The sequence below is a fragment of the Ruegeria sp. AL11 genome, assembly GCF_056540865.1.
In genome coordinates, this window is record NZ_JBQFXO010000002.1 from 113,428 (window position 1) to 136,700 (window position 23,273).

General features: G+C 51.4%; 30 protein-coding genes and 1 tRNA gene. 19 read left to right on the forward strand and 12 right to left on the reverse strand.

What is annotated here, in order from left to right:
• Window positions 1-409: 409 nt before the first annotated feature.
• From ACR0IP_RS04175 to ACR0IP_RS04215, 9 genes are all read left to right on the forward strand, one after another.
• Window positions 410-503: transfer RNA gene (locus ACR0IP_RS04175), tRNA-OTHER, on the forward strand.
• A 19-nt stretch (window positions 504-522) separates the two neighbouring features.
• Complete coding sequence (locus tag ACR0IP_RS04180) at window positions 523-684, forward strand: hypothetical protein (protein ID WP_480524002.1); 162 nt, start codon at window positions 523-525, stop codon at window positions 682-684.
• Entirely contained in the window at window positions 677-1,738 is a 1,062-nt protein-coding gene (locus tag ACR0IP_RS04185; RefSeq protein WP_480524004.1) for a hypothetical protein, read from the forward strand. The genes ACR0IP_RS04180 and ACR0IP_RS04185 overlap by 8 nt, the downstream gene beginning before the upstream one ends.
• A complete protein-coding gene (locus ACR0IP_RS04190) occupies window positions 1,728-1,892 on the forward strand; it encodes a hypothetical protein (protein ID WP_170815738.1) in 165 nt (54 codons plus the stop codon). Before ACR0IP_RS04185 ends, ACR0IP_RS04190 begins: the two co-directional genes overlap by 11 nt.
• Window positions 1,885-2,040 carry a hypothetical protein gene (locus ACR0IP_RS04195; protein WP_480524006.1) on the forward strand — a complete coding sequence of 52 codons (156 nt, stop codon included), beginning with the start codon at window positions 1,885-1,887 and terminating at the stop codon, window positions 2,038-2,040. The genes ACR0IP_RS04190 and ACR0IP_RS04195 overlap by 8 nt, the downstream gene beginning before the upstream one ends.
• The gene (locus ACR0IP_RS04200; RefSeq protein WP_480524008.1) at window positions 2,037-2,348 is read left to right on the forward strand and encodes a hypothetical protein; all 312 of its coding nucleotides are present in this window, start codon (window positions 2,037-2,039) and stop codon (window positions 2,346-2,348) included. Before ACR0IP_RS04195 ends, ACR0IP_RS04200 begins: the two co-directional genes overlap by 4 nt.
• Window positions 2,349-2,350: 2 nt before the next feature.
• Window positions 2,351-2,539 (forward strand): hypothetical protein, encoded by a 189-nt coding sequence (locus tag ACR0IP_RS04205; protein WP_170408641.1) that lies wholly within the window; start codon window positions 2,351-2,353, stop codon window positions 2,537-2,539.
• Window positions 2,540-2,543: 4 nt separating this feature from the next.
• Window positions 2,544-3,140 (forward strand): hypothetical protein, encoded by a 597-nt coding sequence (locus tag ACR0IP_RS04210; RefSeq protein ID WP_171235225.1) that lies wholly within the window; start codon window positions 2,544-2,546, stop codon window positions 3,138-3,140.
• Window positions 3,141-3,694: 554 nt separating this feature from the next.
• The gene (locus ACR0IP_RS04215) at window positions 3,695-4,633 is read left to right on the forward strand and encodes a helix-turn-helix domain-containing protein (RefSeq protein ID WP_480524011.1); all 939 of its coding nucleotides are present in this window, start codon (window positions 3,695-3,697) and stop codon (window positions 4,631-4,633) included.
• Window positions 4,634-4,787: 154 nt separating this feature from the next.
• Here the strand turns inward: ACR0IP_RS04215 and ACR0IP_RS04220 are convergent, their stop codons facing one another.
• The 4 genes from ACR0IP_RS04220 to ACR0IP_RS04235 all read right to left on the reverse strand — a co-directional run bounded on the left by ACR0IP_RS04220 (window position 4,788) and on the right by ACR0IP_RS04235 (window position 8,619).
• Complete coding sequence (locus ACR0IP_RS04220; RefSeq protein WP_480524013.1) at window positions 4,788-5,741, reverse strand: glutathione S-transferase C-terminal domain-containing protein; 954 nt, start codon at window positions 5,739-5,741, stop codon at window positions 4,788-4,790.
• 76 nt (window positions 5,742-5,817) lie between these two features.
• Window positions 5,818-6,384, reverse strand: coding sequence for a hemerythrin domain-containing protein (locus tag ACR0IP_RS04225; protein ID WP_170471023.1), 567 nt, complete (start codon window positions 6,382-6,384; stop codon window positions 5,818-5,820).
• A gap of 372 nt (window positions 6,385-6,756) precedes the next feature.
• Window positions 6,757-7,572 (reverse strand): alpha/beta fold hydrolase, encoded by an 816-nt coding sequence (locus ACR0IP_RS04230; RefSeq protein ID WP_480524015.1) that lies wholly within the window; start codon window positions 7,570-7,572, stop codon window positions 6,757-6,759.
• A 201-nt stretch (window positions 7,573-7,773) separates the two neighbouring features.
• Window positions 7,774-8,619 (reverse strand): LysR family transcriptional regulator, encoded by an 846-nt coding sequence (locus tag ACR0IP_RS04235; protein WP_480524017.1) that lies wholly within the window; start codon window positions 8,617-8,619, stop codon window positions 7,774-7,776.
• A gap of 86 nt (window positions 8,620-8,705) precedes the next feature.
• Between ACR0IP_RS04235 and ACR0IP_RS04240 the strand changes: the two genes are divergently transcribed.
• The 4 genes from ACR0IP_RS04240 (at window position 8,706) to ACR0IP_RS04255 (ending at window position 12,162) form a co-directional block, all read left to right on the forward strand.
• Window positions 8,706-9,173, forward strand: a complete 468-nt coding sequence (locus ACR0IP_RS04240) for a cytochrome c (RefSeq protein ID WP_170689379.1) — start codon at window positions 8,706-8,708, stop codon at window positions 9,171-9,173.
• 94 nt (window positions 9,174-9,267) lie between these two features.
• Window positions 9,268-10,095 (forward strand): c-type cytochrome, encoded by an 828-nt coding sequence (locus tag ACR0IP_RS04245; protein WP_170689380.1) that lies wholly within the window; start codon window positions 9,268-9,270, stop codon window positions 10,093-10,095.
• 165 nt (window positions 10,096-10,260) lie between these two features.
• The gene (locus ACR0IP_RS04250; protein WP_170782187.1) at window positions 10,261-11,142 is read left to right on the forward strand and encodes a cation diffusion facilitator family transporter; all 882 of its coding nucleotides are present in this window, start codon (window positions 10,261-10,263) and stop codon (window positions 11,140-11,142) included.
• 147 nt (window positions 11,143-11,289) lie between these two features.
• The gene (locus ACR0IP_RS04255; RefSeq protein WP_480524019.1) at window positions 11,290-12,162 is read left to right on the forward strand and encodes a hypothetical protein; all 873 of its coding nucleotides are present in this window, start codon (window positions 11,290-11,292) and stop codon (window positions 12,160-12,162) included.
• A gap of 75 nt (window positions 12,163-12,237) precedes the next feature.
• On the opposite strand, the gene ACR0IP_RS04260 is transcribed toward ACR0IP_RS04255, so the two are convergent.
• From ACR0IP_RS04260 to ACR0IP_RS04270, 3 genes are all read right to left on the reverse strand, one after another.
• Window positions 12,238-12,885 carry a response regulator transcription factor gene (locus ACR0IP_RS04260; RefSeq protein ID WP_170529248.1) on the reverse strand — a complete coding sequence of 216 codons (648 nt, stop codon included), beginning with the start codon at window positions 12,883-12,885 and terminating at the stop codon, window positions 12,238-12,240.
• Entirely contained in the window at window positions 12,882-14,285 is a 1,404-nt protein-coding gene (locus tag ACR0IP_RS04265) for a sensor histidine kinase (protein ID WP_480524021.1), read from the reverse strand. Before ACR0IP_RS04265 ends, ACR0IP_RS04260 begins: the two co-directional genes overlap by 4 nt.
• Window positions 14,286-14,388: 103 nt before the next feature.
• On the reverse strand, window positions 14,389-14,787 hold the full coding sequence (locus tag ACR0IP_RS04270) for a MerR family transcriptional regulator (protein WP_480524023.1): 399 nt from the start codon (window positions 14,785-14,787) through the stop codon (window positions 14,389-14,391).
• Between the two features lie 99 nt (window positions 14,788-14,886).
• Here ACR0IP_RS04270 and ACR0IP_RS04275 point away from each other — a divergent pair, with 99 nt between their 5' ends.
• The 5 genes from ACR0IP_RS04275 (at window position 14,887) to ACR0IP_RS04295 (ending at window position 16,773) form a co-directional block, all read left to right on the forward strand.
• Window positions 14,887-15,210 (forward strand): hypothetical protein, encoded by a 324-nt coding sequence (locus tag ACR0IP_RS04275; protein WP_480524025.1) that lies wholly within the window; start codon window positions 14,887-14,889, stop codon window positions 15,208-15,210.
• 4 nt (window positions 15,211-15,214) lie between these two features.
• Complete coding sequence (locus ACR0IP_RS04280; protein WP_480524027.1) at window positions 15,215-15,433, forward strand: GDCCVxC domain-containing (seleno)protein; 219 nt, start codon at window positions 15,215-15,217, stop codon at window positions 15,431-15,433.
• Between the two features lie 226 nt (window positions 15,434-15,659).
• A complete protein-coding gene (locus ACR0IP_RS04285; protein ID WP_480524029.1) occupies window positions 15,660-15,959 on the forward strand; it encodes a catalase in 300 nt (99 codons plus the stop codon).
• Complete coding sequence (locus ACR0IP_RS04290; protein WP_480524031.1) at window positions 15,959-16,117, forward strand: catalase-related domain-containing protein; 159 nt, start codon at window positions 15,959-15,961, stop codon at window positions 16,115-16,117. Before ACR0IP_RS04285 ends, ACR0IP_RS04290 begins: the two co-directional genes overlap by 1 nt.
• A gap of 410 nt (window positions 16,118-16,527) precedes the next feature.
• The gene (locus ACR0IP_RS04295; RefSeq protein ID WP_480524033.1) at window positions 16,528-16,773 is read left to right on the forward strand and encodes a hypothetical protein; all 246 of its coding nucleotides are present in this window, start codon (window positions 16,528-16,530) and stop codon (window positions 16,771-16,773) included.
• A gap of 2 nt (window positions 16,774-16,775) precedes the next feature.
• Here the strand turns inward: ACR0IP_RS04295 and ACR0IP_RS04300 are convergent, their stop codons facing one another.
• Together ACR0IP_RS04300 and ACR0IP_RS04305 are read right to left on the reverse strand one after the other, a co-directional pair.
• Window positions 16,776-18,248 (reverse strand): SidA/IucD/PvdA family monooxygenase, encoded by a 1,473-nt coding sequence (locus tag ACR0IP_RS04300; protein WP_480524035.1) that lies wholly within the window; start codon window positions 18,246-18,248, stop codon window positions 16,776-16,778.
• A 411-nt stretch (window positions 18,249-18,659) separates the two neighbouring features.
• Window positions 18,660-19,786 (reverse strand): IS3 family transposase gene (locus ACR0IP_RS04305; protein ID WP_480524036.1). Its coding sequence is split into 2 segments (ribosomal slippage): window positions 18,660-19,525 and window positions 19,525-19,786, totalling 1,128 coding nucleotides; the frame shifts between segments, so codons are not numbered across the junction.
• Window positions 19,787-19,976: 190 nt separating this feature from the next.
• Here ACR0IP_RS04305 and ACR0IP_RS04310 point away from each other — a divergent pair.
• Entirely contained in the window at window positions 19,977-20,618 is a 642-nt protein-coding gene (locus tag ACR0IP_RS04310; protein WP_480524038.1) for a hypothetical protein, read from the forward strand.
• Between the two features lie 114 nt (window positions 20,619-20,732).
• Here the strand turns inward: ACR0IP_RS04310 and ACR0IP_RS04315 are convergent, their stop codons facing one another.
• Genes ACR0IP_RS04315 through ACR0IP_RS04325 form a run of 3 tightly spaced genes read right to left on the reverse strand, consistent with a single transcriptional unit; the run spans window position 20,733 to window position 23,099 of the window.
• Window positions 20,733-22,133 carry an exonuclease domain-containing protein gene (locus tag ACR0IP_RS04315; protein WP_480524310.1) on the reverse strand — a complete coding sequence of 467 codons (1,401 nt, stop codon included), beginning with the start codon at window positions 22,131-22,133 and terminating at the stop codon, window positions 20,733-20,735.
• 22 nt (window positions 22,134-22,155) lie between these two features.
• Window positions 22,156-22,677: an ImmA/IrrE family metallo-endopeptidase gene (locus ACR0IP_RS04320; RefSeq protein WP_480524040.1), complete on the reverse strand. Its 522-nt coding sequence runs from the start codon at window positions 22,675-22,677 to the stop codon at window positions 22,156-22,158.
• Complete coding sequence (locus ACR0IP_RS04325) at window positions 22,674-23,099, reverse strand: helix-turn-helix domain-containing protein (RefSeq protein WP_480524312.1); 426 nt, start codon at window positions 23,097-23,099, stop codon at window positions 22,674-22,676. The genes ACR0IP_RS04320 and ACR0IP_RS04325 overlap by 4 nt, the downstream gene beginning before the upstream one ends.
• Window positions 23,100-23,273: the final 174 nt, after the last annotated feature.

Below are 23,273 nucleotides of genomic sequence, written 5' to 3' on the forward strand. Positions count from 1 at the left end.
TCTCCATTTTTCGAAAGATGCAGGTCAATGCTGCCGCTGAGGTTTGGTCAGATCAAGACTTTTGTATTTCTCCAGAACGGAGCGCATCAGACGCAGATCAAAATAAGCGCGTCGGTTCAGAGCGCACTATCGACGGAGTTTCTGAGTTCGAGTCCGGGTCACAGGGTATCGAATCGTTTCGCTGACTGAGAGCTACTCGACGCTGTACTGACCCGCAAAATAGGATGCTTCATTCTTTTTGGCACACGCTAAGCTAGAAGGTTCCCAGAACTACGCGGTGAATCTCGGGCTGCCGCGCACGTCGACTTGACACAGTAGCCCTAACTGGTTCAGCTTCTGGTCATGACGTACACACGCATCCACTGCCATCGAATATCGGCCTGAGGTCGATAACCCACGCGAAATCCGCGGGAGGCAGCATTGGTATGCGGGCGAGGCTTATATCCTTGTAATTGCTCCAGATTAGAGTGCACGAGTCGGTTCGATTCCGACGCCTCCTACCATCCTCAGGAGGTGTCCGACATGGCGGGCGACGTCACGAACGCAATTGATTTCAAAGACATCAAACAATCGGTCGAGGAGAGCCTCGGACGCACACCCGAAGGCTGGTCCGGCTTGCCGGATCTCGAGAGGGGTCTTCCATCTCAACAAGACCAAGTTCTGGAGAATATGACTGATGGATGATGTCGAAAAGAGCTGGAAGGAATTCCGGGAAAAGGTCCGAGGTGTGATCGAGGACCATGGAGCGCCAGATGATCTCCGATCTTTTGACGTCTGGTACAGCGAGGAGATGCGGTTGGTGATGGCGCACAACTACCCAGCTCCGCACGTCTCTGACGTAACATGGTCGACCGAGGGTCTGCATGTCGAGTGTGATGACCTCGAAGTGGTCGACCGTATGATGACTGCTATGGCGGAGGTTTTACACGATCTCAATGAGGCGCGGGCCCGGAGGTCAGTGATGAGCAGTGTTGTCGACTGGAACGATATTCATGGAAGCGTCTTCAAGCAGCTTGGTGAGCATCGTGCCGGGTGGGCGGAGCAGCTTACGCTTGCACTTGAGAAAGTGAAGAGGTTGATCGACGAGCAGCCCGACCTGTTTGGTGATGAACACCCGCCCATCGTTCAGATCAAACAGAAATGGGGAGGCTTGCGCGTCTATGAGGGCCCGGGCTGCAAAAAGGCTACGAGTGAAGAGATTCAATGGCGTGTCGATCAGATTGAGCAAACCTGTGAAGGTTGTTCCAATTCTGCCCAACGCCAGAACATCCTTGGGTTTATGACGACGCTTTGCAGCTGGTGCTACAATGATGCTCTGCGGCGGCGATTTGAGGGCGCCGAAGAATCCTGGCCCGACAGCCTGAGGCTGGACATTGTGGAAAACTATCCAGACCTCGTTTCTCCGGATTGCGCATCTCTTGTTCCTGCTGTCGGAAAGGGCTGGCTCGTCGTGATTTCGCAAGCACTCCACAAGCTTTCCTTCAGTCAGGATTTCAGGGCACTGGACCCTGGAACTATTCAGATCTCGGATATTAAGAAAGGCCAGGATGGCCAGATTTCCATCGGTTTCAGTCGATACCACGATCTCATTCAGGAGTACGCTGACTGGATGGAATTTCGATGCGGTGTGACGTGTGAAGAGTGTGGCCACGTTGGTGACATCGTTCGGACAGCCGACAGGTCTCAAGTGCTCTGTTCTCACTGTCACTGTACTCGGGAGAAGTCTGATGGGCGATGATGACGACATTGAGCTGGATGAACAAACCTTGCGTTTGCTTAGGCTTCGGGAGGCTGAAATTGCGGCCGGTCGAGCAAAACTTACCAAGCCGATTACCTCGGATGAGATCCGGTCGCGAAAGGTGCCTGATCCGAAGGGTAAGCCAGATGAGTGACGAGACTACAGAAGAGGAAATCCCAATTTTCGTAATCTGCGAGACTTTGGTGAACGGCAAACTTCGAGAGATTGAAGGAAAAGAGATCACTGTAAAACCAAACAAGATCTTAGTCTTGACGATCAGTGTCGAGGATGTTGAGCAATGACAGATAATTTTTTAGAAGATGAGATCTTCGGGCGCCCGTTACAGGATGTTCCTCTGGATGACTTGATTGCGGAACTTCAAGCCCGTCGTAAAGAGGGGCCGGAAGTCTGGCTAGCATTGCGCAAAATGATTTTCGAGCAAATCGCCGATTTTGCAAAACGTCCGCCGGATGCGCCAAAGTGGCGGGACGAGTGGGTCAAAGAGAACAACTGGAATTTAGTGACTGACGACGAAGATGTCGAAATTACTGAAGGCAGTGGCAACGTTTTTGACGACCTCGAGATCGAAGACCCAAGGAAGAAGACTTAGTGATGGGGGACGAGCATTTCAGCTTGATCTTATCCGCCGTGATCATTGTCGCGTTGGCGATCTATGTAAGACACATCGTCCGCACTGCCGGAAAAGATCGCGAAGTCGATCCAGAGCAAGTGCAAAGGATCATGCGAGATCTGGACTACAGCCACCTGGACCGAGTGATGAACCGGCGAAGGAAGGGGTAGCGGGATGTTGAAGGTAGTTGTCTATGTTGGTGATCAAGAGGTCGCCCGAGCTGTGGCCGAGAACGATTCAGAACTCGCGGACGTGTCCGACTACAATATCCGGATGAACGAGCGTGCTGCCGAGCAGTTTGGCATTCAAGAAAGAGGTCTCGGCGGCCGGATTAAAGGCCACCCTAGAAATCAAACTGTTTGGTCGCTTGTTCGCAAGATCGCAGACCTTTGGCTTGCAGGGACTGGTGCTGGTGAAGAAAGCGCTCAGGCAAAGCTGCTGTCGTTGATCCGTGAGTCCATTCGCGAACTAGATGAGAGGGTCGAGAAGGAATCGAACCAAAGCGAAGATTGGAATGCTGTGATCAAGCAGATTTCTGATGACGAGCCGTATTCCCTGGGCTTCTACGCTGACAAATTTGAGTCGTGGACAGCGGACGAGATTGAAGCTCTTCGATGTGATGTGGTTGAGACAGCCACAGAGGAAGAACTAATGGCCGAGGTCGAACGCCGGCGAAGAGCTGGTCTACTGCCCAAGGAGGCCTCGAATGATGGCTTCTCAGATATGGTTGATGATCTCTGGGGCAAACTCGATACAGACCCAGACCGCTAGTACAGCGTACCTGCCGCCCTTAACCAATATTTGACATAAGAAGTCTATGGCGACTGTCGTCGTAGTATTGCGTGCTTCTTCTAAGCTCCTCTCCTGCTAGGAACCAAAGCGCCCCAGATAAGCATTTCGCCAGCACTGCTCTGCGGAACTATGTACCACCAGTCTCTACTATTAGTATGGTTGACCGCAACCAGCCCTAAGCGGGCCTTTAATATCCAACTTTGCAATTCTAGTGTTGCGAACAATGCGGGTCACAAAGGCATTGCAAGCTGAACGTTTTTGCTGAGCCTCGATCTCATGATCGACTGCCTATTAGTTCTATTTTCTTGCCTCTTCTGCTCGTCGTCCATGACCTTTCCGACCACGCGGCCCCGCAAAGCATAGCATTTCAAAAAGTGACGCAAAGGGTATCGTCCAGTAGGGCATAGTCTTTCTCCTTAACAAAGGTCGACAATGCTCACGCTGCCCGAGCCCATGGCCGAAACCCACGGACCACAACCGTAAAAACCTGTAAGAAACCCGTAAGAAGCTTGGGCAAGGCGAAGACTTTTGGCATGCTGGTGCTGTTGAACCCAGCAGTTCCCAATACCAAAATGAAAAATTGGACGTCTCTTTTTGCTCAGAAACTACGTTCCCATCGAATTGGCAGCGGTCGCCATGGCCGTATGACGCAAGAGGAACTGGCGATGATACTCAACGTAAGTGTTGACGCCATTAGCAAATATGAGCGCTCGCTGTCGTATATTCGTGGTGACCTTGAGTACCAACTGCAAGAAAAGCTCGGTTGGAGCTTAGAGGATGTGGTTGCTTGCCGGGCGGATTGGGAGGCCGGGCGACCACAGCATTCAGGGTCTGCCTATCGTTTGTTAAACAATCAGGAAGTGCTTAACGAATTCGGTGGCTCCTCATCGGCGGTAACAGAAGCCGTGGCATGCATGGAGGTGGACTATGGAGATGGCTTACCCAGTGGGTTTTCAGCCGCTGATACGGTATGGCGTGACATACAAAAATCGGGCCTTTTGTCTGGACCCTATGTAATGCTTGGGTCGAAAATCGTTGGACACGTTGGCTTGATTTTTCCAAAGTCCGATCCCGAAGAACGTTTCTTTGAACTACTGTTCGATGAAGCGGAGCTTACACCGGATCATCTAAAACGTCCTTTGTTGCCAGGGGACTACTTTGCATACTGCCCGGCGATTTATGTTGCGCGTGGACATGAGAATGCGACTCGCTTGCTCCTCTCAGGTTTTGTTTCAGAGTTGGAAGAGCTTCTCGACAGAGAGATCTTTGTTCGTGAGATTGGAGCAATCTCAGTGAACGGTCTTGGAACTCAATTGTGCGAGGATCTTGGCCTCAAGTTTCTTGGAGCTCACCAGAGATACACTGGCTTCGGGGTCTGGGCTTTGCATTGCTCGGATATAGCCAATTCAATTGTTGGGCGTCGAAGTGCTAAACTTCGAGATGCTTATCTAAATACACTCCCGCCAGGTTGACGCTGAAAGTTTCCAGTTCCGCTTCGGGTTGAGGTGCTCAACCAAACGAACTCGCGGTATTGCGAAGTATCCGAGCGACTTGGCTAGGAAGCTCACTTTCGTCATCTTGGGCAAAAACCGCATATGCTGCGAAGGCAATATACCTTGACGAGGCCTACAGTGTTGCGAGGTCAGGGTGGCGATAGGCCTCTGGGTACGACATTGGCTTGAAAGGCCCATTGGGCACGACGCTATTCCAACTGCGTCCGAAATAACCCTGGCGGCAGTGTACAAGAGAACCTGCCTCGGCAATTCCGGGCGACGCGTATACACGGCACAGCCACCGCCACAAGTGTGGGTAATCTAGAATTCTCGCACCATTAAGCTTCATTCTCACATAGTAGATGGGATCGTGGCGATAGAGAGTTGGAAACAGGCGAAGATCTACTTCTGAAAAGTGGTTGCCTGTCAAATAGGGCCTACCATCTGAGAGATGCTCCTCCAAATATTCGAGTGTCTCAAAATAGGCGTCAAAGGCTGTTTCATAGATCGTTTGATCAGACGAAAACCCGGCCTTGTAGGCACCATTGTTAATCGCTGTATAAATCCGTTCGTTCAGGTCGTGAATTTGGTGAAGCGGCACTTCGTCTGGGTAAAGCCTAACGCGTTCAGCTGCTGGGATTGTGCTGCCAAGAGAATCCGCTGAGGCGTCCAGCATTCGGACAATTTCAGCGCTTTCGTTGTTCACAATGCGCCCTGCAATCTTGTCATACAGGATTGGAAGGGATTGCTCTTCAGAGCCTTCGGTACGATAGATTTCTTTGGCAAGGCGCAGTCCTTTGCCGGTGCCGGTCTCACTCGTGCATTCGGGCAAAGCCTCACCTGTGAGCGAAGCAATCCGATCAGGTGCAAACTCCCATAGGTTTGGCGCCTCTGGATCGTCGTCGCCAGTGCGGTTTGGAAATGCAACGTCCATCGTGATGCTGTTTTGAAGGCCCAACACATTTCGCGCCAGCGTGACTCTGTGACACCACGGACAATTCAGTGCTACGAACAGGTGATAGCGATCAGGTTCTGCCGGAAACACTGGATCGCCAATAGCGTGGCGAAAGCCGCTGACACCGCGCACGAATTCACCCCGTGCGCGGCGCTTTTTGATATCGGTCTGGTCTTCTTCGGTAGACGTGTCGGTCATGACTTCAGCATCATCCTCTCAGCCGGTGATGCAAGATGATTGGCACGGCCAATTCTTCTTCATCGCTGAGATGCCGTTTCAGGAACGCTTCAATCGTGTTGCTCGTCGCATGGAGCTGTCCGGCTTCATCGTAAGCTTGAGCCTCATCAAGCGCGGATAGCTTGATCACACGGTTCGCCGTGCGGGTGAAGTCACTCAGCACCGTATCCAGATCGAAGTGATCCTGTTCCAGCAACTCAAGCCCCGCATCAAAACGAGGGTCCGCAGCAGATAGTTCAGGGAAATAGCTGCGATCTTCCCAGCCGTGATGGCCATGCAGGTTCCCAACCAGGTTGCCGCCATAGTAGGACAGCCGCCCCACGTAGTCGTCCAACCCCATCTCGTTGCTCAAAACCCCTTCTGTATCCAGGCGAATACGTTCCGCCACTCGGCGGAACATCTCATGCGCGCCGAGCCAATGCTTGGTTTTCTCTTTGAAACCTGGATGGGCTTCCCAACTGTCGCGGGGGTATTGGTCCAAGAGAAACCGCATTTCTTGAGGCATGTCGTCTTGGCGAATGGTATATGTATCGAGCATCGGTTGTCTCCTTTCAGGCCAAAGATGGGAGGTCAGGCAACCGCTCGCCACTAGCGAGAACGCACAGTCACTATGCGTCAGCGAACCCCTGCAAAGTCGGTCCAACACAAACCAGCGTCCTTGCGCTTCTAGGCTTCGATGCCGTGCTGGATGAAGTCTTTCAGCTCTTTACGGCTAGAGGTGCGGGCGAAAACGTAAGCTTTAGAAGCGAGACTTGCCTAATATGAAAATAGACGACTGCGCGACTTGGAAATCAGACTTTCATCTGGGCTTGAGGTGTAAAACTCCGACCCGCCTCTGCAACGCATAGCCAACCCAATATCGCTGGCGGTAGCTCGTGTGCCGATCCAAGCAGCCAACTGCTCATCGGCTTCAGTTTTTTTGGCAGTTCGCTCTTCGGATTGTGCGCTCGATTAGTTCTGTCACCTGGTCAGGCGTTTCAATAGAAGACGAGTGGCCCGCTCTGCGAAACACCACCAGCTCAGAACTCTTGATTTCTCGACGGATGCGCTCGGACCTTTCGGGAACTGTCGCCACATCTTCGTCCCCGACGCCAATCCCAACGGGAACTTTAATGTTGACGAGAAGGTCAATGCAGCCCGCCCGTTCGATCACGCCTTTGACTGCACGTGTAATGCCGATCCGATCATTTCCCGTAATAGCCTTGGACCATCTGGTTTTTTCCTCAGTGCGTTTAGTGTCCTCGAGAAACGTGCGGCCAAACACAATTGGCATCACCCGTCCAATGACAGCCCATAGTCCAATCCATCGTGCCACAAAGTTCAGCATTCTGTAGCGCGGAGCGTTTTGGGAATCTTCAGGATCGGCGCTTGTTTCAAGCAGGGTCAGTGTTTTGACCAGGCTTGGCTCCCGCGCGGCCAATCTCATCCCGACAAATCCGCCCATGCTTAGTCCAACAAAATGGCACGGCTTTGCATCCAGATGCTTGATCAGTGCAGCTGCGTCCGAAGTGAGTGTGTCAATGTCACAACCGGCATCCGTAACGCCACTCCTGCCTTGCCCTCGATGATCGAATGTAATGCACCGATAGCGATCTCGTAGTTGAGAAACCTGCGCTTCAAACATCGCTCCACTGAACAAAAGGCCATGAGAAAAGACGACCGTCTCTCCTTTGCCACCCGTATCATCGTAGTGGATCTGTGCACCGTTTAGGCTAACCGTCGGCATTGAATTCTCTTTGCTTAGGAATGACGAAAATAACAGAAATCTGGCGAAAGTTCACTAGAGCGTTCCAATTTTGGTTCGCAAAGCCTTTTCCCAAGCCCTATCCAATGGACTGTTTGCAGCCAAAAGCGGGCATTTCCGACTGGGCTTTGCAAATTTGGAAAGTCAAAATTGCATGATATCGAATATCTGTGTTGCATCAAATCACTTAGCTAGCGCTTCTGATATGCGTTCAACTAACGCCTTCTGAACAACGGCAAACCTTGGGGTTTGCGCAATTTCCTCTAACGTCGCAACCCACAGGGGAACCTCAATCTTAGGACATACGACCTGCGACCTTTTAAGGCGGGTATCCACGTCGCCAAAAAATGACGGCAGAAAAGTTTTACCAGCTCCTGAGGCAGCCATCTGCTGTAGCACCAGAAAACTGTCTGCTCCGTTGGTCATTTCGTCAGAGTCCACATTCTCCGCTAGCCATTTAGCTGGGAGGGAACGGCTCAACGCTCCGTCAAGCCTCATCCAATTGCGATTGGGGCAACCATCGTCAAAGACGCCAAATGACAGCGTTCCCGCGCGCTGCCCGATCAGTCCTTCCCCGAGCTTTATCGATGGGCGCACAGCAATGTCTGCTGTCAGTCGGGAAAGATCATGGTGGCTGTTCTGGCTTAGCAGAGTCAGTTTCAAACCTGGGTAAAGGGCTGAGATCTCGTTTATGATGCGAGGGAGAACAATCTGACAAAGACTATCGGTCGATGTAATGCGCACCTGACCCATAGGAGAGCGATTTGCTCCGACAACTGCCCGCTCCACCGACAGCACTGCTTCTTGCACGCTTTCCATGGCCGAAAAGATCGCACTGGCTTCGGAGAGAATGGAGTATCCTGACGGGCTTTTTTGAAAAATCCGGCAGCCATTGCGCTCTTCGAATGCGGCTACTCTGCGCAAGACTGTGGCATGCGTGACGCCCATGGCCGTCGCCGCCGCGTTCAACGAACCGTATTTGCTTACGGCTAGCGCGTATCGAATGTCATCCCAGTTTTCGTTGTTCATAAATTAACAAGTGACGACCAATAACAAACAATTACAAGAAAATTCGTTCAAGCTAACATTCGGAGCATTGAACAGGGAGACACATCATGATGAAGCAGTACTCAATCTTCGCGGCGGGTCTTTTGTCATTGGCCGCAATTGGCACAGCCATCGCCCACGAAAGTGAAAACCCGGCTGTGAAGGCTCGAACCTCGATCATGCAGCTCTATGCCTTCAATCTTGGTACACTTGGCGGCATGGCCAAAGGCGAGGTGGACTATGATGCCGTGGCCGCGACACGGGCTGCAAACAACCTTCTTGTGCTAACGCAGATCGATCAATCCGCAATGTGGCCTCCGGGATCTGACAATGTGTCCGATCCGTCCTCCCGCGCGCTACCTGCGATCTGGGAAAACTTCCCTGACGTTGGTGCGAAAGGGCAGGCCATGGCAGACGCCGCGGTTGCGATGCAAGCTGCGGCTGGCCAAGATGTTGATGCCCTGAAAGCGGCTATGGGAGATCTGGGTGGAAGCTGTTCGGCATGTCACAAAGCGTACAGAGCACCGAAAGACTAAATGGTAGAAAGCTGTGAAGCGGTTTTTCCTTTTCACTGCTTTCGCTGCACTTTTGGTTGGGTTGGCCGGTTTGGTGCTGACCCGACCACAAAGAATGGATCAATCTCAACTTGACGATTTAAACCCAGATCTCGCCAGAGGTGAAATCGTTTTCCACGCCGCAGGATGCGCATCCTGTCATTCAGCGCCGGATGCGGTTGGTGAAGAAAAGCTGATGCTCTCCGGTGGTCGCCGGTTTGAGACGGAGTTTGGCACGTTCATCGCCCCCAACATTTCCAGTCACCCAGAAGTCGGTATTGGGTCCTGGTCTGCCCTGGATCTGGCCAATGCCTTGATCCATGGGACCGGAGCCGAAGGGCAGCACTATTTTCCAGCGTTTCCCTACACATCTTACGCCAACATGTCAGCGGATGACATCGTTTCGCTTCACGCATTCCTCGACACTCTGCCGCCAGCCACAACTGCAAGCGTTCCGCATGAGGTAGGTTTTCCTTTCAGTGTTCGTCGTGGATTGGGGGGATGGAAACTGTTGTTCATGACACCAGGCTGGGTAGTCGAAGGTGATTTGACCGACCAACAAAGACATGGAAGGTATTTAGTCGAGGCGCTGGGTCATTGTGCTGAATGCCATACCCCGCGAAATGGCTTAGGTGGTCTGAAACGAGACCTTTGGCTGACAGGTGCACCAAATCCAAACGGGAAAGGTCGCATCCCGGGCCTCACCTCAGACCAGCTTGATTGGTCCGAGGCTGACATCGCCGAGTACCTGAAATCCGGCTTCACGCCGGACTATGACAGCGCAGGTGGTGAGATGGTGGACGTCATTGAGAACACATCGCGCCTCACGGATGAGGACCGTTTGGCGATTGCCGCCTATCTCAAAGCTGTTCCTGTTTCGTCGACGGGGCTTCCATCAGAGTAACAGTCGTTCGGCGCCATGCTGCGGGGACCAGATGCTGTTGCCGGTCGCCAGTAGGAAGCTGTGAGGCCTATTCCCTTTTCACCAAACACCTGTTTTACGTTTTGAACATCGGAGCTCACCAATCACCCGAGTTTCTGTTCATGATTGACTGAGGGTCGCGGCCAAATGACACAAAAAATCGCTCTTTGGTCCATTCCAATATCCATTGCGGTACTGGCCCTAAAACTGTTGGCTTGGTGGCTGACGGGCTCAGTGGCTTTGTTGTCGGACGCAATGGAATCTACCGTGAATGTCGTTGCCGCGCTGTTGGCGTATTTCGCAGTTCGGGTCGCGAACAAGCCCCCTGATGAAAACCACCCGTTTGGTCACAAAAAGGCCGAGTATCTTTCCGCTGTCGTCGAGGGCGTGCTGATTGTGCTGGCGGCGTTCTTGATCATCAGAGAAGCTGTGCTGGCGCTCCCAAACCCGCATCTGGAGGATGCGCCGCTGCTCGGCATCATTGTCAATGTCATTGCAACGGGTGTGAATGGCGCGTGGGCCTACCTATTGCTCAAAATCGGCAGGCGGGAGGGGTCGCCTGCTTTGGAGGCAAGCTCTCGGCACATTTTTACGGATGTCCTGACTTCAGTTGGTGTTATCGCAGGTCTGCTACTGGCGCTTGCCACCGGCTGGCTGATCCTCGACCCGATCCTGGCAATTCTTGTTGCGCTGAACATCTTGTGGGAGGGCTGGAAAGTTATTCGGGCGTCTGTCGATGGCCTAATGGATGTGACCCTTTCGGATCATGACTTGCAGACTGTTTCCAACGCAATCGAAGCAAATCTCGGCGCGGCCTTAGAGTACCACGACCTCAAAGGCCGCAGATCCGCAAATGTCATCTTCGTGGAGTTCCATCTTGTTGTGGACGGCACAATGCCAGTCAGCGCGGCGCATGATATTTGCAATGACATCGAGGACGAATTGGATCGTTTGTATCCGGACTCCGTCTTTGTCATTCACCTCGAACCTGATGACGAGCTGAAGGGTGACGGGGTTAGATCCCACTAAACTGGTCACATGGCTCCGCAAAAACTCTATTGGTTTTAGTGATCTTACTAAGACGTTCGGCTTGAAATTCGTCAGACTTAAGCCCGATGTGGGAAAGCCGAACCAGAAGTAACCTGTCTCCAACGTCACGAAACGTGATGCTCAGAATTGGAGGCGAAAATGAAAATTCAAAGAAAGCTGGGTCAACTTCTAAGTACTGCGGCGTTGGCTTCGTTGATCGCGGCGACGCCTTATGTGCCAGCGTTCGACGCCGATGGTCGCCTACATTTTGAACCGTCATATGCCTTTGCCAAGAGCGGCAGGGGAAGCGACGGGGATGGTCGCGACGATGATCGTGACGACAACTCTGGGTCTGGCAATAGCGGCCGTAGTGGTGACAGTGACGGTGACCGGGACGACAACTCAGGTTCGGGCAATAGCGGCGGCGGTGGCGACCGGGACGATGATCGGGATGACGATAGAGACGATGATCGCGACGACGACAGAGATGATGACCGGGACGACAATTCGGGATCAGGCAAAGGTGGTCGCGACGACGATGATGATGACTCCAAACGCTCCAATAGAGGCAGCGGAAAGAAGGATCGGTCTCAAACAGGGAGCAATCCGTCGGGTTCGGCTGGGATAACGAAGGTCGAAACAAACGCTAACGGTATTGAAGTGCGGTACGCCGACGGAACCAAGGAGGAGATCGAAAACGGGCGGTATGAGAGAAAGAATGCGCAGAACCGAACTGTTGAGGAACGCCCCGCGACCGGCGCTGACGTCTCAAGGCTTCGGTCTTTGGCAAATGGTATCTCAATCGACAACGTGCGCTCTTCTGGGCAAGGCGGAACTGCTGGAAGTCGGCCCACGAAAATCGAACGCCAGGGCAATAATATCGAAGTGAACTATGCCAATGGGTGGAAAGAGGAGATCGAGTTCGGGCGCTACGAGTTGAAAGACCCGTACAACCGGACTGTTGTTGAGAGAAACGCAACGGCCTCTGATCGCCAGAGGTTACAATCGGTTGCCAACTGAGCAGCAACACCAGTCTATTATCCGTTGGCGGCTTCTCATAGAGAGGGGCCGCCATCGTCGTTAACGAGACCGCCGTTAATCTCCCTTATTCCAAACATCATGTGCAATTAGCGCGGCCTCTACCCGATTTCGCGCGTGAAGCTTGGACAGGATTGCCGTCATGTAGTGCTTCACGGTCTTTTCCTGAAGGTCTAACTCATCAGCGATTTCACGATTACTCAGTCCTTTGGCCACACGTCGAAGTATTTCTTCCTCACGATGCGTAAGGTCATCGAGAATGCAGCTGTTAGTAGACATGCCGGTGTCAGCATTGATTTGCAGCAATACTCGTGAAGCCAAGCCCGGAGAAACGAACCCTTCACCTGCGGCGATGCTGCGTAAGGAAGCGGTTAGTTCGCTTGCGGTTACTCCCTTCACAATGTACCCAATCGCGCCCGCCTCCAAGGCGTCCGCGACATCGCTGCTGTTCTCTGAGACCGTCAAGATTGCAATGACGGGTGGATTTTCCATCGCCGCAATTTTACGTGTCGCGCTTATCCCGCCACCGGGCATAGAGAGGTCAAGAATAGCTATGTCCGGCTGATGCGTGCCGACCAGCGATACTGCCTCTTCAGCGTTGGACCCAGCGGCCAAAACTTCGAAGCCATCCGCTTCATCCAACGTTCGTTGCAAGCCATCCCTGAATATCGGGTGATCATCAGCTATTACGACAGATGTAGTCATGATGTGCCTAACTTTCTGGGAAAGAGTGTCATAGCTATGGTGGTGCCTTCGCCCGGTCTTGATGCGACTTCGAACCTGCCACCAATACTCTCGACCCGATCTCGCAAGCCCATTAGCCCCTGGCCACCATCGTCTCGCAACGCGGTTTCTTCTGACCTGTCAAATCCAGGTCCGTCGTCTTTGACCTTTACAACTATGCGGTCGTTCTGCGCCTCAGAGATAACCGTGCACTTGGATGCTGGAGCATACCTCGCGGCATTGGAAAGCGTTTCCTGAAGGAACCGAAAAACGCACAGTTTGTCGGACAATGACAACTCTGGGGCCTGGCTACCCAAGAACGAAATATCCGGTCGCAATGGGCTGTGTTCGGCGTGATCTTCTACAGCTCTCTTCACGACATCGACGAGTGACAGACCATCGATATCCGGCGCGGACAGCCCTCGCGATATCGCGCGAATTTCAGCCAGAGATTTTTGCAAAGATTGCTGAATTTCCACTGCCTCTTTAGGCATTTCGGACTCTTTGGCAAACGCCGCCTCCAATCTAAGGGCGGCGAGTGACAAGTATTGCGCAGGACCATCATGTAGCTCGGAGCCAAGTTTCTTGAGGAATCGATCTGTTTGCGTGGCATATCTTTCCGACGCCTCGACCACACGCGACCGCAGCAGGGCATTCTGCTCCGCCATCCTCTCACTTTCTGTCAGGCGTTGTTTAAGAAGAGACCCCTGTCGTCGAATTGTTTTGTCGCCAATTGCGACGATGGAATACAAAACAATCGTACTTGCCAGAAATGCGGAACCGACGACCAACCAGCTTGTTCGTCTGGCCTTGGCTAAGTCTAACTCCAGCTGATCAGCTCTTTCATAGAACTCCGCAACTGCGATGATCTCGCCAGACCAGAGTTCGCGGATCGGGCTGTAAACTTCAAGTAGTGGTATCCCCAATGCCGCCTCAGCGGCGCTTTCGGCATGATCAAGCTCTTCGAATGAGCCGGAGATGTCACCGCTCCACGCTCGCCTTAGATCATCCGTTGGATTGAAACGGTTTCCAATGATGGCTGTATCCGAGGCGTGCGCAATCACACCGCCTTGCTTCCAGAATTTGTAGGAGACAATGCGGTCTCGCATTGGCTGGGTCATGAAAATCTCGTCCAGCGCCAGGCTCGCTTGCTCCGAAAGGCGGTCGCCATGTGCCAATTCCTGGCTGAGCGGGGATACTACACTTTCCATATACAGCGCTGCAGAGTTGGCAGAGTTTTGCACGACGGCGTTCTGGATTCGATTAGACACCCAGACCCCGACGATTGCGGTAGCAGTACCCATCACGAAAATGCTGGCCGCAAGGAAGACTCGCGACAACGACCAATTGCCAATCGTCAGGTCAGCTACTTTCGTTCTCATCGTGAAATCGACTATGAACTACAATCTGTTATCGCACCACAGACCTTGGTCTGACGTCATTTAGCTAAATCTCAGACCCTGAGCTTCCGCGCAGCGGCCACAGTCAGATGTCATCCATCGTTCTCAGTCTTTGCAGCATCGGGCAGTGAACCTTACCACTATCACAATTGGCTGTAAGCTCACTCAAGGCACGCTCCAGGCGTCTGAGCTCCTTTATCTTGGTTCGAACGCTGGCAATGTGAGCCTCGGCCAATTCTTTAACTGATCGGCAGTCGTCGGCGCTTCCTTCTGACAGCTCCAAAAGCGCCTTTGCGTCTGAGAGAGAGAACCCCAGGTCGCGGCATTTCTTCAAAAATCGAAGTCTTCCCACATCGTTTGCCGAATAGAGGCGACGATTGTTCAGAGCTCGTGCGGGTCTTGGTACGAAACCTTCGCGTTCGTAGTAGCGGATAGTTTCTATGCCGACCCCGCTTTGCCGGGAAGCCTCACCTATCGCAATCATGTGAAGTGCCCCCTATTGATCCTGTAGTTGCTACAGGAGTTATACGTTCTGAATGCCGGTGCCTCAACACAATCAAATCGAGCACCTCGGGAGCAAAAGATGAAGAAATATGTGACCCTCAGCTACCTGGGATCGGTTGCCGCTCTGGGGGTCGCGACATGCTGTGTTCTTCCAATGGCCATGATGTTGCTCGGCTTGGGTGGCAGTTGGTTGGCGACATTCGGAAAAATAGCGGCAGCAAGCTACTATGTCCTCGCCATCTCAACAGCGCTGGTCGCGGTTTCATGGATCGTAGCGCATCGAAACGCGACCTTGGCAAATCTGAAGTGGTGGCTTGGTGGAAGCACGACGATCACCGCGTTGGCATGGGTCATCTTGTTCAATGAGGCTCAAATCAACGATCTTCTAATCATACAGATGTGAGACAATGACAAAACAAACTGTGGTGCTCGATAGTACTTTGACCTGCCCTGAGTGTGGGCACTTTGAAACCGAGAAAATGCCAACCGACTCGTGCCAGTGGTTTTATGAATGCAAATCATGCAAGGCAGTTTTGAAACCATTGGAAGGCGATTGCTGTGTTTTTTGTTCCTACGCAACTGTCCCGTGTCCGCCAATTCAGTTAGGTGACTGCTGTTGCGGATAAACGGGCCGCAATAGCAACATCCGAGAAAGGTGTTGATTGTCCGCACTGGTTCGTCCGCCAAAGTTAGCAAAGTCTGGTTTCTGCGCATCGCTGACCTTTAAGTGCGAAAAAGCACTTTGAACTTTGGACTAAAAACTGCCACTGATCTAGATTTCACGACTGACCGTTGTTCGGATCTAGCCGGTGGTTGGCTGACTAGAACGCAACCGCTCCATAATTGCGACTTATGTTAAATCCCAATCAGTCTGTGGATCGGGGGAAAAATCCGCAATTCTTATACGTGAACCACCATCAGATCCTGGTCAATGCGCCCCGGTGCCCCTACCATGCTTATCATCGCGACGGCGCAATGCGCGTAGATGGTAACTATGGGGGGTCAACATCCTATGAGCCCAATAGTAACGGAGAGTGGCAAGAGCAGCCTGATTTCTCTGAACCTCCGATGGAATTGTCTGGCGCAGCAGATCGATGGAACCATCGCACCGACGAGGACTACTTTTCCCAACCAGCAACCTTTTCAGACTGATGAGCTCAGACGAGCAACAACGTTTGTTTGAAAACACCGCAGGCTCCATAGGTGATGCGAAAGAAGAGGTTAAGAAGCGCCATATCCGGCATTACTCACTTGCCGATCCAGCTTATGGCAGGGGTATCGCAGACGCACTTGGTATGGCTGTGGAATAAGACTTCGTTGAACAACGCCCGATTGGAGCCTGTTGAACTCAGACTCTAGTCGGGCACTCTTCGTTTTTGCAAATCTGAGCCAAATGAAGTCAGCAAGTTCTTTCCCTTAAATTTATGCGGGTCCGGTTACATTTGGATGGCTCGATGATTACTTTTTACGTTCAATTTCCCGTTGAACTTAGTCTTGGTGGTCATTTAGAAGTTTGTAAATTTACGCATTTCTTTATGCGCGCGGAGGAAGTATGCAGCGAGGCTAGCCACTTGTGGAGCTTGCAGAGTTGCGATGGGCCAATGATTCTGTGCTCCTCTTTATTGAGATTAATCACTTTTCTATTCAAGTGCCCTTACATCTTGACATGGCATATGTACATATATATGTATAGATGGTCTATCAAGGAATGGAGGCACCTATGATTCTGCGGTCTTTCCACTTACCCGCCGGTATGGATAGCGAACTTCGTATGCTCGCAACCCATACCAACGAAAGCAAAGCCACGCTCGTTCGTAAAATGATTGCTGTCGGACTGGAGCAAGCTTGGACAGAGCTGGAGAACAACAAGAACCAACTCTCAATCAATGAGGTTGAGGTTGATCACAAGAAAGCGTCAAAGCGTGCAAAAGAGGCGATGCAACGCCTCTATGCTACCTCGGACTAACCTCAAGGCCTCCTAAAGCGTTGCAGAATTTTATCTGCAACGCTCCCCAATGCCATCAAATTCGGCGCAGCCGGATGGCGCAAATCTCCGATCATCGGAACAACCAAGCCAGTTGGGAACGCTTGCCCCTCCGAATTGGTGTACACGATGTCTAAGCCGTCGCTTAAGTCTGCTCTTAGCTTACTTAAAGTGCTCCGATCATTCCAATTCAGGAATTCCTTCAGGTTGGAAGAAAGCAACTCCTTGAACCAAAATACCTCAAAGCCGGTCGCATCAACGACGAAGTCCGCAGTGAAGGTTTCTATCTCTTCAGATACATCCTCTGGTTCTGTAGACGAGTCTTTTTCTAGTTTGATCGAATACTTAAAGTCTGGAACTCTATCCCTGGAAACAACTTCCTCGTACCACTCAATCTTTTCGGCTCTTCCAATATGGTATTTGAAGCGGCTCGCTTTAGTCAGCCGATCTACAATCGGTTGCCAGATGGCACCCGAGCTTAGTCTCGCCGAGAAAGCTTCGCGTTGAGCATCAGAAAGCTCCTCCCAGTCATCGCGGTTGCCAAAGATACGATCTGAAAAGAAATTCGGCGGGCGACTTTGAAGAAATACGCCAGAACCAATCATCTGCAAGTCAGCATCAGCGAAACGCTCGCTCAGCGAAAGAGTTATTGCCGCTGCAGTACCACCATCACCGATGACCACGCCTGATAAATCAAGGTCTTCTTCGTGGCTATCTTTGCGACGCTCATACAGATCAGCGAGGGCAGAATAGCCCTCTTCTTCCCAATAGCTTTTACCGTTGAAGTAAAACGGCCCTTTCTCACCCGCTATTAGCCCACTGTCTCGCTCCTTGATGCCGGTAACAACAACCCCGTTGAAGCGTAATGACTTTGAATTCTCATTCTCGTCAGAACTTGTGACGATCCACTCTTGCTTTTCAAAGTCAAAATCAATCTCTGTCACGCTTGCCTCTTCAACCTCAACTGAACTAGAGGCCTTTGCGCGCTCGAGGCACCACTGCAGGTACTCTGCAAAAAGTGAATGGGAAGGTCTAGGTGAGTCAGAAGATACCCAGTCTGAATAACTCATGTCGTTCTCGCGAGAAATCAAGTAACTGGGCCATGAGTAGGCCAACATCTTCTCATCCAGTTCATTAGTCACTGGGTCGTTGTACGGAAATCCGACATCCCTTAGTGCCGATGTGCAAAGTTCCTGAAAACCGTCTGTAAAACCACTTCCACCGGACCAATGTGCGCCTGCACCTACCGGTTCAAAAACAGTGATTGCCGGATGCTTGTACTCAGCCTCAGATAGTATTGCCACCTTCGCGGCGATTGCACACGCCTTGGGACCTCCACCTATAATTGCCAATCTAGATTTGGTCACATCCGCTCCTTCGCATGATTGCTGCTCTTCTATTTTGTTCTTTTTATATATCGCTTTACGCGATTTCCAGTCGACAATTCTGTCTTGCAACGAATCATTTTGTCTTCATTGGGGAACTACCCGAAGTCGGATCATTTAGTGTTTTCGTCGCTCAGAAAAACGTTAAGCAAAACACTTCAGAGTACAACTATTGGCCTACTTCCAAACTGCCTACAGACAGCGGTTGTCCTTCATATACATCAATAACCAACCGGACATGCCAAAACTTCATTCCGACATAGCACACCAGCAAAACGGCAATGATGAGCGCAATCATGTGTTTGCTCTGTCTCTCACGGTTACTTGTCACGGTCGAACATCCCCGCCCAAACAACGTACATGGTGAGCTGCCGGATCTCAGCGGGCGTCAAACGACCCGACCAGTCGGGCATCACTCCAGCGCGCCCGTACCATAACGTTTCCTTCAGTGAGCAGCCTCATCTGACTGGTCCAAATTGATTGTTAGTGCATAGTCGGCCTGTGATCCATCGGGATGATGGTTTCGGGCGCTGGCGGGCGATAGCCCAGAGCACTGTGGGGGCGTTTTGTGTTGTAGTGTTTCCTCCATTGTTCGATCAGAATTTGAGCTTCGCGTAGGCTGTAGAAGATTTCGCCGTTGAGCAGTTCGTCTCTGAACCTGCCATTGAAGCTTTCACAGTATCCGTTCTCCCACGGGCTGCCAGGTTCGATGTAAGCCGTCTTGGCGCCAACAGCGGCGATCCAGTCTCGGACAGCTTGGGCGACAAATTCCGGCCCATTGTCAGAACGTACTAAACTGGGCGCGCCGCGAAGTATGAACAGATCCGTCAGGGCATCGATCACATCGACCGAGTTCAGCTTGCGCTTCACTCTAATCGCCAGGCACTCCCGGCTGTGCTCATCAAGGATGTTCAGCGTCCGGAAAGCTTTGCCATCATCGGTTCGGCAATGAACGAAGTCATAGCTCCATACATGATTGCGATACTCCGGCCTCAGCCGAACACACGAGCCATCGTTCAGCGAGAGCCGTCCTTTCTTCGGTTGTTTCACTGGCACTTTCAGCCTCTCTCGTCGCCAAAGCCGTTCAATTCGCCCATCGCTGACAGACCATCCAGCCTCTCTCAGCAGTGCAGCGATCCTGCGATAGCCATATCGGCCATATTGACGGGTCAGCTCGATCATGTCGGCCACCAATCGGTCTTCGTCTGCGCGACCTCTTGGGATACGCCGTTGCGTGGACCGGTGTTGTCCAAGCACGCGGCAGGCGCGGCGCTCAGATACTTTGAGCTGGCTGCGGACATGATCGATGCAGGCACGACGACGAGCGGGGCTCAGTAGTTTCCCTTTGTGGCTTCCGTCAGGATCAGTTTGACCAACGTCAGGTCAGAAACCGCGCGCCGCAATCGCTCGTTCTCTTTCTGAAGCCGTTTCAGTTCCTTCAACTGATCTACACCCATTCCGCCGTACTTCTTGCGCCAGCGGTAATAGGTTTGTTCGACAACGCCGATCTGCCTGATCGCATCAAGACGGGATATGCCTTGTCCCATCAGAACTTCAACCTGCCGCAACTTCGAGACAATCTCTTCGGGCTTCGGTCTCTTGTTTGCCATTCGTGGTCCTCCGTTTCCTAAACATAACGGTGGACCAGTTCAGGTGGGGAGGCTCAGTGCAGAAACATGGCTTTTACAATCACGTTGATGCGATGCAAAATAGAGTGAAAATGCATCACTTGTTAATTCTTGCCGGATCTTTGCAGTCTTTGATAATCAATCAGCAGCAAATAGTTTTGGATCGACGAAATTGAAACTGGCCAAGCCGAATAAGACAGAGGCGATCTACGGCTTCCTGGGAGGGTTATTCGTAGCTGTAGTCGCAGCGGTAATCTCTCTCATTCCCTGGATATGGCCAAACATTGATGCGGATGATCGTTTGCAAGAGTCCGTCGAAATTGGCTTTGCGCAATTTACAGCAGAAAAGAACCTTGTTCGGCAGTTGGAATACCTTGATCTAATCGACCGTGATCTGAAACGTTCGTGGGCAGCACATAGAATGATTGTTTCACAAGAATACCGCGCTCAAGTTGAAGCAGAAATTGAGAAGCGACGTCTGGTAGAGGTGGAGCGTCAAGAAGCAATTGCAAAGGAGAAGGCCAGACTAGAAGAGATCCGGTTGGCTAAAATTGCGGCTACTGAAGAAGCTGAACGTGTTCGCTTAGAAGCTGAGAGGCAAGCGGTAATGGAAGCTGAACAGGCGCGACTAGCGGAGGAGCAGCGCACACTTGAGGAGCAGCGTCAGCGTGATGAAGAGCTTGAGCGGCAACGTCTTGAGGAAGAAAAACGTCTTGAAGAACAACGCCGCGCCGCGGCACTAGAAGCGGAAAGAATGTGGCGCAATGAAAGGCATTGTCTGAATAAAAGCTGTACAAGCTGGATACTGCGGTAGTTAGAAATAAGCTACGATAGCAGCCCAGACAGGAACTTATGTAAACTACTTGATAGGAATGCCGGTCTTCTTTGCGCGCGCAATCAAAGAGTGCGATGGTCAAAACAGTATGGCTCAAATAGATCCGAGATACCGGGAGACCTTTGAGCTGCGCTCTGTCAAGTAAGCTGTATACCCATCTACCAAAGCTCCGGATTTCGGGCTTTCCTCTGATTCAAGCTTCATTGTCTCAACTTGTTTCAACGCCTGCACAATAGACAACGGTTTACCGTCCAAAGACATCAAACGTTCCCCAAGACCAATGTCCATTTCTCGCGCAACGTCCTTTGGTAAAGACGAACGGCTTTCGAAGTAGATTAGGCGCTTTCCTAACTCTTTTAATCGGTCGTCGTTAAAACGCCGCACAATGTCCAATCTTTCATTCCAGGGTGCTTCATGAAAACGGCGACAAAGCGCCTCGTCATCCCTAGTCAGAAAGCATGAATACAGTTTTTCTTCAACGTGCGTCGGTTCTGGATATTCCGTACGGGTATCAGCAAAGGCGGCAACGATTTTGCTACCAAGGTGCTCATCATCAGAAATTTGAGCAGCTCGTTCTTCCAATTCTTCACACGATGTTTCCCCGAAGAATTCGTCTGCCACCTCCCACAAAGGCATCATTGTAGGTCCGGCGTTCGTTCGAATTCTTCGAATTGGACTGGGTCTACTAGATAGCTTCGCTTTCAGTTGTTCGTGTGTCAAAGAGGTTATGCTGTCTACCGGTGAGCTCAGGTTCATACACAGCATTCCATTTGGCTGCCCCGGTTCACTTGCAACAAAAACCACTGGCGTATGGAAGGCTTCGTTTGCAAAAAACTCGGTAAGCAAGAAAGGCTCTCCTGAAGAAACAAAATCTGCAACGGACGCTTTATTGGAAAACCGCACAAACCGCTGCCACAAATCAGGTGTCCTTCGTTTTACGAGGCGGCAAACCTCTAACGCGGTTTCGGTATCTGATAGTGCATCATGGGCTCTGACGGCCTCGATGCCATTCGCGACCGCCAAATCTTGAAGCCGAAAGCTCACGCCACCATTGTCTTTTGGTGGAACAACAATAGAACCGTCACCAATCGCGTGGCATGCCAATGCTAACGACATAATGTCATTTCTTCCATTGCCATGCAGACTGGTGAGATAGGGAGAGTGCAGTGTTTTGAATAGTGCGTGACGAAGGAATTCTTCGTCAAAACGAATGGAATTGTATCCCAAAAAAATGGAAGGGGACCAAGAAGTTAGTCGCGCGCACACTTCTCTGACCATCTGATAGTGAGTGAGGTGGCGACCGTCGATCAAATCTTCAATTGAAAAGCCATTGGCCTTTAAGGCTCCGATGCTTGGAACCACGTTCGGATCAAGCCGTGAGCGCAATTCCACTCGGTCAATCTCATTGAGATTGTTGTCCGTTCTAATCGCAGCAAACTGAACGATCTGATCAAATCCGGCATGTAACCCGGAGGTTTCAGTATCAAAAAACACAAAAGACAAGCGTTGGCTCGCACTACATCAAGCTTGCAAGACGATACCGCATTGCCGAAACGCTAACACGAAACTTCTTAGCTAGCTTTTCGACACTGACCTCATCATCCATGTCCAAGCCCTCCTCACCGCAAGCCTCTAGCAGAAACTCATGAGGCATTAGGAGTTCAGAAGCAAAAGTATTTGCTTCGATTTCTAACGGATCTGTACCTTCTGAGGAAATTGAGTCGCGCCGCAATGCGCGCAGCCCCTTAGAAACATGAACCTCTCCACGCAGTCTTTCTTCATGGAGAATATGGTGGGCAAGCTCATGTGCTGCTGAAAACCTCTGGCGATTTGGATGGTGTAACGCGTTTAGACCAATGATAGATACTCCATCTTGGCTGTATGCCATCCCCGATAAGTCTTCATCCAACGGCGTATAATCGAGCACTATATTTCTGCTCTTGATAATACGCTCTATCGGAACCGGCGCGCGTTTAATCTTGTGCTCTTCAAGAACTCCGCGAGCAGCGTTACGAGCACGATCCTTGTTGGCTTTCATCGTCCGCCACTCTGTTTTGATCTACTATTGAGTGCCTTGAGGATTAGCTCTTCAACTCCCGCTTTGCTGGTCTCGGACAATACCTCATTAGTTAACATCATTGCTTTCCCCTCCCTGTCTTCACGGCCAATACTTAAAGGTGGCAATAGATCAGACACAGCCGACACCTCTAGAGCGTTCGCTATCGAAAAAAGGTGGTGTAGACCCACGTTCTGCTGGCCACGTTCTATATTCGCAATCGACGCCCGAGATAACCCGGTCTTATTTGCAAGATCCAATTGGGTCATGTTGTTCAGCTGTTTTCGTCGAATGGCCACTGCACGACCGAACGCCGCATGTATCAGATCTTTTGACATAGTACTTGTTACAAAGGTTGTCATGCACTTGTCAATATTACAAACATTTGTTTGTATATTAAACATTACAATGATTGTATTGACAACATTTAGGCTACCGTTCAAGCTGAAAACATCGAATCGAAGTGCTGAAAAACGCAACAAAGAAGGAGCGGAAAAATGGCAGGTAGTGGGAAAGGTGGCGGATACCGGAGCGCAAAGTCGGGTCGCTATGTATCAAATGCATACGGGAAGTCGCAT

What these genes read in the sequence shown, in the direction of transcription:
- ACR0IP_RS04180 (WP_480524002.1), top strand. Translation starts at nt 523, where the DNA reads ATGGCGGGCGACGTCACGAACGCAATTGATTTCAAAGACATCAAACAA.
- ACR0IP_RS04185 (WP_480524004.1), top strand. Translation starts at nt 677, where the DNA reads ATGGATGATGTCGAAAAGAGCTGGAAGGAATTCCGGGAAAAGGTCCGA.
- ACR0IP_RS04190 (WP_170815738.1), top strand. Translation starts at nt 1,728, where the DNA reads ATGGGCGATGATGACGACATTGAGCTGGATGAACAAACCTTGCGTTTG.
- ACR0IP_RS04195 (WP_480524006.1), top strand. Translation starts at nt 1,885, where the DNA reads ATGAGTGACGAGACTACAGAAGAGGAAATCCCAATTTTCGTAATCTGC.
- ACR0IP_RS04200 (WP_480524008.1), top strand. Translation starts at nt 2,037, where the DNA reads ATGACAGATAATTTTTTAGAAGATGAGATCTTCGGGCGCCCGTTACAG.
- ACR0IP_RS04205 (WP_170408641.1), top strand. Translation starts at nt 2,351, where the DNA reads ATGGGGGACGAGCATTTCAGCTTGATCTTATCCGCCGTGATCATTGTC.
- ACR0IP_RS04210 (WP_171235225.1), top strand. Translation starts at nt 2,544, where the DNA reads ATGTTGAAGGTAGTTGTCTATGTTGGTGATCAAGAGGTCGCCCGAGCT.
- ACR0IP_RS04215 (WP_480524011.1), top strand. Translation starts at nt 3,695, where the DNA reads ATGCTGGTGCTGTTGAACCCAGCAGTTCCCAATACCAAAATGAAAAAT.
- ACR0IP_RS04225 (WP_170471023.1), bottom strand. Translation starts at nt 6,384, where the DNA reads ATGCTCGATACATATACCATTCGCCAAGACGACATGCCTCAAGAAATG.
- ACR0IP_RS04230 (WP_480524015.1), bottom strand. Translation starts at nt 7,572, where the DNA reads ATGCCGACGGTTAGCCTAAACGGTGCACAGATCCACTACGATGATACG.
- ACR0IP_RS04235 (WP_480524017.1), bottom strand. Translation starts at nt 8,619, where the DNA reads ATGAACAACGAAAACTGGGATGACATTCGATACGCGCTAGCCGTAAGC.
- ACR0IP_RS04240 (WP_170689379.1), top strand. Translation starts at nt 8,706, where the DNA reads ATGATGAAGCAGTACTCAATCTTCGCGGCGGGTCTTTTGTCATTGGCC.
- ACR0IP_RS04245 (WP_170689380.1), top strand. Translation starts at nt 9,268, where the DNA reads ATGGATCAATCTCAACTTGACGATTTAAACCCAGATCTCGCCAGAGGT.
- ACR0IP_RS04250 (WP_170782187.1), top strand. Translation starts at nt 10,261, where the DNA reads ATGACACAAAAAATCGCTCTTTGGTCCATTCCAATATCCATTGCGGTA.
- ACR0IP_RS04260 (WP_170529248.1), bottom strand. Translation starts at nt 12,885, where the DNA reads ATGACTACATCTGTCGTAATAGCTGATGATCACCCGATATTCAGGGAT.
- ACR0IP_RS04265 (WP_480524021.1), bottom strand. Translation starts at nt 14,285, where the DNA reads ATGAGAACGAAAGTAGCTGACCTGACGATTGGCAATTGGTCGTTGTCG.
- ACR0IP_RS04270 (WP_480524023.1), bottom strand. Translation starts at nt 14,787, where the DNA reads ATGATTGCGATAGGTGAGGCTTCCCGGCAAAGCGGGGTCGGCATAGAA.
- ACR0IP_RS04275 (WP_480524025.1), top strand. Translation starts at nt 14,887, where the DNA reads ATGAAGAAATATGTGACCCTCAGCTACCTGGGATCGGTTGCCGCTCTG.
- ACR0IP_RS04280 (WP_480524027.1), top strand. Translation starts at nt 15,215, where the DNA reads ATGACAAAACAAACTGTGGTGCTCGATAGTACTTTGACCTGCCCTGAG.
- ACR0IP_RS04285 (WP_480524029.1), top strand. Translation starts at nt 15,660, where the DNA reads ATGTTAAATCCCAATCAGTCTGTGGATCGGGGGAAAAATCCGCAATTC.
- ACR0IP_RS04290 (WP_480524031.1), top strand. Translation starts at nt 15,959, where the DNA reads ATGAGCTCAGACGAGCAACAACGTTTGTTTGAAAACACCGCAGGCTCC.
- ACR0IP_RS04295 (WP_480524033.1), top strand. Translation starts at nt 16,528, where the DNA reads ATGATTCTGCGGTCTTTCCACTTACCCGCCGGTATGGATAGCGAACTT.
- ACR0IP_RS04320 (WP_480524040.1), bottom strand. Translation starts at nt 22,677, where the DNA reads ATGAAAGCCAACAAGGATCGTGCTCGTAACGCTGCTCGCGGAGTTCTT.
- ACR0IP_RS04325 (WP_480524312.1), bottom strand. Translation starts at nt 23,099, where the DNA reads ATGTTTAATATACAAACAAATGTTTGTAATATTGACAAGTGCATGACA.